A 6,479-nucleotide genomic window follows, 5' to 3' on the forward strand; every position below is an offset into this window, starting at 1 on the left:
TTTCGTTATTCTATTTCCTTATTAAGTAATTCTGAAAGTTTCTCATTATATTCTAGTAGGTTATTATACCTTTCAACTTCAACTATAGAGATATTTCTTAAATGAGTAAAATAACCATAAAATATAGAATCCTCTTCATTGCTTAACTTAATTGAATCATTTTCTGAATGGTAAAATTGAACAAGCCTTTTATTTGATATCAGTTTATTTGTGAAGTTTGCATATTGAGTATTAAGATTATGATTCTCCATTCTAGTAACGAATTCAGTATATGAATAATACTCAGATATTATTTTTTGTAATTCGACATCTTTAATCAATTCTAGAATATTGTTAGATTTTAGTGAGCTGAAAGTTGAGTTATGAACCTTAAAGTTTCCAGTAAGAGCCGCATATTTTAAAGCTTCTTTACTTAAAATTAATTTCCCAGAATGAATGTAATTATTTAAGTTTTGACTTTTTATAGAATCAAATTCTATACATTCTAAAATACTCAATCTATCTTTGTCTAAATCCTCGATAAGGAAGGATAAATATTTATGGACCTTCTTTTGATTTGAATTAGTTTGTTGATTAAGGTTAATTTGAAGCGCAATTAAAATTCCAATAACAACAAGTACAATTTCTCCAATCGCATATTTTAAATACTTTTTAGTTTTGTTTTTCTCCATAAGGCCGTATCTAATCTTTCTAAAAAACTTTATCATTAATTGATGTTTTTGTTTGTCTTAAGTCCGCAAGCGACAATCTCAACCCAATGTTCTCTTAGCCCTTCGGGGTGCTTACATCAAACATCTACTAGATATTTGGTATCGCTTCACAATACTTCATTTCAGCAATATCATTGGTTAGCGGTTTATAATCATAAAACTCAACGGTCTCGGCTATGCGTAGTTTCGAGGACAAGCAGTTACAAATAGCCATTGTTACACCCCGTTATTTATTTTAAGTGCAGGGATTATTCTGTCTCGCAAAACTCTATAAGTTGACTTTTCTGGCTCACTATTAATATTCCAACCATTAAAAACAATTATTAAATTGTATTCTGGCGCCATCATTAAATATTGTCCACCATATCCGTTGGCTGCATAAATACCGACTCTGCCATCATCCGTATATTCCGGAATCCACCATTGATACCCATAGCCTGTTACATCTCGCCATTGCGGTTTTACGTTTTTAAGTAAAGGGCTTGTGGATGTTGAAACCCAACTTTCTGATACAATTTGCTTGCCATTCCATTTTCCTTTGTTTAAAAACAAGGATCCAATTTTAGCCAAGTCTTCTGCCTTTAGATATAAACCTCCTTCGGTATCAATTTCTCCATCAGGTGTTTCTTTCCAATAGTAATCTGTAATGCCGAGTGGCTCAAATAATTTTTCTTCAGCCCAATCGTCAATTCGTTTGCTTGTAATGGTTCTAAGGATTTTACCTAAAAGCACAGTTCCTCCACCATTATACACAAATTTTGTTCCTGGTATGGTATCCATAGGTTTGCTCAAAACATATTCTATCCAGTTGTCACTTGATTCCAGTAAAAAACAGTCATTTGTATGGTCATTATGATCAGTCTCTTCATTCCATTGTATACCACTTCTCATCGTCAATAAATCTTCAATAGATATATTTTGCTTCTGTTTATCTAAAAAGTCAGTGTCATAACCGGTCAATAAAGGCATTGCTTTGTTGCTAACATTATAATCCTTATTTAAATCTAAAGCAATACCAAAAAGGATTGAGGTGATACTTTTGGTTACCGATTGAAGGGTGTGTAATTCAGTTTGCTTGTAGTATGGATGCCAATCCGTATTATTGAAATTGTATTGATGATTGGTTGTGTCATATTTTTGAACACTGGTTTCATAGTCCTGTTTATATTTATAATCTGCCAATAACTCGTCATTTTGTATGACCATAAAGCGGTCAATTAATCCATAATCGCCATTATTTATTTCTGAATTAATAGAATCAATCACGGCGGAAAGGCCATTTTGAGAAGTTACCTTTTGCGTGCTTTTAATAGACTCTTTGTCTTTGTTTTTTGAATTACAAGCAATTAATGCAACTATTAATAGAATTGAAAATGTTAGTGTTTTAATTGTTCTCATAATTTCTGTCTTAATTTGGTATAGCGTGCTTGTATATGTTTTTGTTGCGTGGTTAAGCAACTAATTTAGCAAAAGAAAACGAACCGGATAAAATTCTAAAGGAATTTCTAAGTTGTATATAAACAGGAAGTTAATGATGCACGGCTTAAGTTTACAATTCATTATCGATTATATTTTCGATTTCTTGACATTTCTCGATTAGTCCTTTCAATATTCCATTAATGGCAAAACTGTTTACTCTAATTACTTTAACTGTATTAATAAACTCAATACTAGATGAAAGGGATTTGTAGTCAACAGGCTTCATAACAGGATCTTCATAATTCTCTATTGTAAATTGGGTTCTGGCAATTGGTCTTCCATAATCATGAATGTTAATACGATAATTTTCATATTCATAATCCAACTTTGGATATTCTATGTTGTATAAGTCTAAAACTTGTTTTTTTAGTTTGTCACTAGATATTAAGTCAATTCCTTTCGACTCAAGAACTTTATATATGGAAATTTGTGGCGAAAATATTTTTTCTATTCCAGCCATTGAAATAATAACGAATTGCTTATTAAGCGAATCATTATAAGGTAATTTTTTCTCTACATGATTTAGTAATGAAGTCGCATAATGAATATCTCTTTTGCCCCATTCCAATCTTAAATTCAATTGCTTAATGTCTGTTGATATTGAGTTTTTGAGTTCTTTAAGAATCTTTGTTTCTTCTATTGCGTTCTTTCTGTTTTCATTCCAATTATTTATTGATAGAGCAATCAAAATCCCGATAACTACAAGTACTATTTCTCCAATGGCATACTTTAAATACTTTCCAGTTTTATTTTTTTCCATAAGGTCGTATCTAATCTTTCTAAAAAACTTTATCATGAATTGATGTTTTTTTTGTATTAAGTCCGCAAGCTGCTATCTCAACTAAATGTTCTCTTAGCGCTTCGGGGTGCTTACCTCAAACATCTACTAGGTATTTGGTATCGCTTCACGATACTTCATTTCAGCAATATCAGTGGTTAGCAGTTTCTGAAAATGAAGCACAACGTGCAGGTATATGGTTTACTTCGTCTGTTCGTTGCGCTCGGGTGTTGCGTGATTAGGACCCTAATTTAATAAATTAAAACCGAATATAATTTTAAAGTTTTTTGTAAGTGGTTAATAGCTAGTGTAAAACGTCTTAATTTAGTATTAATAGGGCTCTGTAATAAACAGCTAAAACAGGCTTTTGCAATTGCTAAATCAGGATTAATATATGATGGAAACTATAAAAGTATTTTAGTTAAAAATTAATGAGTTTTTACTTGTTTTTTAGCACAGTACTTTGTTGTGAGCAGTTATTGTTCTTCATTTTTCAATTCAGCGAGTAATTTTTCCTCAATGTCAGAAACATGGTCTCTTTCAATTATAGTAATTCGGACTTCGTATTCGTGATATAATTTTTTTATACTTAAAAACGAATCTATATCCTTTTTATAAGGTTCCAAAATTTGCTCCTCAACGATTATTTTTATGTCCTGTGTTCCAGTTTTAAATCCGTTTATTCCAAAAAATGGATTCAAAGTTCCATCGCTAAAAGTATCAGTTTTGATTTTTGAGTCTTCATACTCATTACTCACAATTACTGATAATAAGTAGTCAAAATTCGGTTTTTTATTCCGTTTATATTTAGCTATTCTTCCAATATGTTTTCCAAGAGAAATTGTATCAGGTATTTTAAATTCAAATAAATCATCTTGATTTTTTAAATCAGAATTTCCGAGTTCATTATCGGTAGCTTCATTTCCTTTTTGTCCACAAGAAGCGAAGAAAATTAGTAATAAAATCAAATTGAAAATGTTTCTCACAGATGTTCTTTTTAATTGCTCACAACGTCTCGGCTATGGTTAGTACGGGAATTAAAAAGCGATTAATTTCCGATTAAGCACTTAGCCAAAACTTTTTATTTTGTTTTATCTTTTCATTTTAAAGCCAAATCAAAAGATTTGGTGGACTAAGTTAAAAACTCTAAACTTTGGGTTAAGCACCAAACCCCGTATTAACTATAGCCATTGTTGTGCTTTCGTTCTTTATTATACCTTTTTAAAGATTTCGATAATGTCATCAAGAATACCAGAGTTGTCTTTTAGAGCTGTATCAACATAACATTCTCTAATCCTTACGGAATCTCCTTTTATTACCTCACCACATAAACGTGCAAAAATTATTTTTCCTTGGAATTCACTTTGCCAAGCTTCTGTCAATAAAAGTTGTTCCAATCTAGTTTTTTCAGTTTTCAACCACTTTTCAGTTGATGTTTTATTCAAATCACTTGATAGCTTGCTAATTTCAATTTCAAAGCCAGAAACGATTTCATTAATAATGGCATCTGTAGTTTTAGGAATACCTAAATTTATTTTAGGGGCTTTAATAGAATAGTTGGCCGACAAGTAGTCTTTGAAATTTTTTATTAAGTTAAATCCCAAAGTTTCCTCTGCAATTCTCTTGATTTCTTTTTTGATGAAATCTTTAGTTAAAATTCCCTTTTTGTCAAGATATAGATGCACAACAACTTTTCGCAATATATCTTCATTCAGAAAATAGTTTTCAATATGTCTTCTTTTCAGGCACAGTATATGTCCATTGGCTTCAAGAGAGGTGATTTGGTCTTGTCGTAATCCATCCCTGTCTCTTATCATAAACATATTGACACCAAAAATTGATTGTCTAATTTGTTCTTCAACAGCTTTTAAAGTACCAATATTAATTACAGAACCAATTGGACTAACTTTGATTTCAGAATCAATTGTTTGGGCTATTTTATGATATGCTAAACGGTCTATACTTGAAGTTTCTCCCTCAACAAAAACAATTTTTTTCCCGACAGCAAATAATCCAAGGTTTTCACCAATTAGTTGAACTAATTCATGATGACTAGTATTTAATTCGCTTAGTCTATGGGCTTGATTTTCACCTGATTGATTTGTGTCAATAAAAAACACATTTCCAGTTGAGTAATACGTTGAAATTAAATCTGCTGAATGAGTTAAGAAAATGAATTGATTGGTATGTTCTCCAATTGACTTAAGAGCCTCAATTAATTTAAAGGTTAGAGTTGGATGTAGATGTAATTCAGGTTCGTCTATTATAAAAACAGAATGTCTAATGTCTTTTCGAGCGACGTCAAATAATATTTTAATTACTTCCTGTTCTCCAGAACTTAGAGTGTTGAATGGAAGAGATTGACCACTAAAATCAGTATACTGAAATTCTCGTGCTTGTGCAGGGTTAATATCTAACAGTTCTTTTCCTGGAAGAGTTTCACGAAATATTGTTTTGTATTTTTCTAAAGGTCTAGGATACTTTTTTAAGATATCATCTCCTTTTAGGTTTGAATTTGAAAGCACTTCTTGTGCTAATTTATTATTGTGAGCGGCAACTTTTAAATGAATGTAATTCATAAAATCTCGCCATCTATCAATGAATCTCCCATATCCCCAGTTAGCTGGTGTTTCTGCATCATCAGGGTCAGCTACTTGAAAACTTATTGCGTTGTATTTAATTGTTTCAAGGTTCCTTTTTGAATCTATTTGAACCAATGAGCCTACATACTTGCCTTGCCCATATTTTCGTGTATTAATGTAGTTGACAAATTTGGGGTTTTGTACTTTTTTCGCTAAAAGTATTGTGTCTGCTCCAAAGTATTTAGGGTCAGCTTCTTCTTTTCTTGTTGCTTCAATTTCGATTTCCATTAAAGGATTATTCTGTATTGTAGCGACAATAGCTTGTTTAAGTCTTGTTTTTCCAGCTCCATTCGCACCAGCTATAATTACGACATCTCCAAGATTATCAATTTCAATATTCTTGATTGGTTTATAACTGTCGATTTTTAATGATTTTATTTTCATTCAGTATGTTTTTCGGCATGAAGCACAACGGAATGAATAAGAATAGTAGCGATTTAAAACACAGAAATTATGAAAATTAGACATTATTTATATTGGGCAAAGAACTTAGTTAATATGCTATGGTGGAAGCTATTATTTTTATTTGGTGTTAAGCGTAGTGCGTTGCCTATACCTGAAGGAATGTACTGTTATAGCCCTGATATAGAAAAGAACAAAGCAAAGAAGGACTTTAGTACATATTATATAAACCCTTGCAAATATTACAAGACTTTAGGGCGTGAATATAATGGCTGTAGTTACTTAGGAATCATTACAGATGATATGACTTTTGATGACCAATGCAAAATGTGTGGCGAGAACTATGGTGATGAGGACGAATAGCATTACGCCTAACGTTTATGTATATGAAATGTTGCGTGTTTGTGTGCGAAGATTTTCCGAAGGAAAATCAGAAGCTAACAAATAAGCAACAAACTTTGGTTTAGG

General features: G+C 31.5%; 6 protein-coding genes and 1 pseudogene. 2 read left to right on the forward strand and 5 right to left on the reverse strand.

What is annotated here, in order from left to right; genetic code table 11:
- Positions 1 to 5: 5 nt before the first annotated feature.
- The 3 genes from BLT80_RS13590 to BLT80_RS13600 form a co-directional block, all read right to left on the reverse strand.
- Positions 6 to 671 carry a DUF6090 family protein gene (locus BLT80_RS13590; protein ID WP_175455607.1) on the reverse strand — a complete coding sequence of 222 codons (666 nt, stop codon included), beginning with the start codon at positions 669 to 671 and terminating at the stop codon, positions 6 to 8.
- A 255-nt stretch (positions 672 to 926) separates the two neighbouring features.
- Positions 927 to 2,108 carry a serine hydrolase gene (locus BLT80_RS13595; protein ID WP_139181076.1) on the reverse strand — a complete coding sequence of 394 codons (1,182 nt, stop codon included), beginning with the start codon at positions 2,106 to 2,108 and terminating at the stop codon, positions 927 to 929.
- A 151-nt stretch (positions 2,109 to 2,259) separates the two neighbouring features.
- On the reverse strand, positions 2,260 to 2,949 hold the full coding sequence (locus BLT80_RS13600; protein ID WP_175455615.1) for a DUF6090 family protein: 690 nt from the start codon (positions 2,947 to 2,949) through the stop codon (positions 2,260 to 2,262).
- Positions 2,950 to 3,288: 339 nt separating this feature from the next.
- Between BLT80_RS13600 and BLT80_RS20510 the strand changes: the two are divergent.
- A pseudogene (locus BLT80_RS20510) lies at positions 3,289 to 3,399 on the forward strand (IS110 family transposase); the annotation flags it as partial.
- Between the two features lie 44 nt (positions 3,400 to 3,443).
- Here the strand turns inward: BLT80_RS20510 and BLT80_RS13605 are convergent.
- Together BLT80_RS13605 and BLT80_RS13610 are read right to left on the reverse strand one after the other, a co-directional pair.
- Positions 3,444 to 3,953, reverse strand: coding sequence for a hypothetical protein (locus BLT80_RS13605; protein ID WP_139181077.1), 510 nt, complete (start codon positions 3,951 to 3,953; stop codon positions 3,444 to 3,446).
- Positions 3,954 to 4,178: 225 nt separating this feature from the next.
- On the reverse strand, positions 4,179 to 5,993 hold the full coding sequence (locus BLT80_RS13610) for an AAA family ATPase (RefSeq protein ID WP_092468886.1): 1,815 nt from the start codon (positions 5,991 to 5,993) through the stop codon (positions 4,179 to 4,181).
- A 69-nt stretch (positions 5,994 to 6,062) separates the two neighbouring features.
- Between BLT80_RS13610 and BLT80_RS13615 the strand changes: the two genes are divergently transcribed.
- Positions 6,063 to 6,374, forward strand: coding sequence for a hypothetical protein (locus BLT80_RS13615; protein ID WP_092468888.1), 312 nt, complete (start codon positions 6,063 to 6,065; stop codon positions 6,372 to 6,374).
- Positions 6,375 to 6,479: the final 105 nt, after the last annotated feature.

Source organism: Winogradskyella thalassocola (assembly GCF_900099995.1).
Classification (GTDB): domain Bacteria; phylum Bacteroidota; class Bacteroidia; order Flavobacteriales; family Flavobacteriaceae; genus Winogradskyella; species Winogradskyella thalassocola.

What these genes read in the sequence shown, in the direction of transcription:
- BLT80_RS13600 (WP_175455615.1), bottom strand. Translation starts at nt 2,949, where the DNA reads ATGGAAAAAAATAAAACTGGAAAGTATTTAAAGTATGCCATTGGAGAA.
- BLT80_RS13615 (WP_092468888.1), top strand. Translation starts at nt 6,063, where the DNA reads ATGAAAATTAGACATTATTTATATTGGGCAAAGAACTTAGTTAATATG.
- BLT80_RS13610 (WP_092468886.1), bottom strand. Translation starts at nt 5,993, where the DNA reads ATGAAAATAAAATCATTAAAAATCGACAGTTATAAACCAATCAAGAAT.
- BLT80_RS13590 (WP_175455607.1), bottom strand. Translation starts at nt 671, where the DNA reads ATGGAGAAAAACAAAACTAAAAAGTATTTAAAATATGCGATTGGAGAA.
- BLT80_RS13595 (WP_139181076.1), bottom strand. Translation starts at nt 2,108, where the DNA reads ATGAGAACAATTAAAACACTAACATTTTCAATTCTATTAATAGTTGCA.